General features: G+C 60.6%; 1 protein-coding gene. It reads right to left on the bottom strand.

Annotation, left to right across the window (positions count from 1 at the left end; translation table 11 throughout):
• Positions 1-63 precede the first annotated feature (63 nt).
• On the bottom strand, positions 64-241 hold a 178-nt coding region (locus OH705_RS30145), incomplete at its 5' end, for a cytochrome c1 (RefSeq protein ID WP_416383617.1).

Raw genomic sequence — 241 nt, 5'->3', positions numbered from 1 at the left:
CCTAACCCGCCATTATCCACCCTGGAGAAAATGGGGGCGGATAAGCCTGGCGGGGCGTTGCGGTTAGCGCACGTGTTTCCAGTAAGAGGCGTTCAGGCGCCACATCACCAAGAAGAACAAGAGCAGGAACAACATGACACCGACGCCCAGCTGCACGCGGAACGTCTGGACGGGCTCGGCCATCCAGGACATGAACGCGGTCAGGTCGGCGACGTCGTTGTCGTATGTTGCGGTTTGGGCC

The organism is Pseudomonas sp. BJa3 (genome assembly GCF_026343815.1).
In the GTDB taxonomy this organism is placed as follows: Bacteria; Pseudomonadota; Gammaproteobacteria; order Pseudomonadales; family Pseudomonadaceae; genus Aquipseudomonas; species Aquipseudomonas soli.
This window is presented reverse-complemented; position numbering and strand designations above follow the sequence as displayed.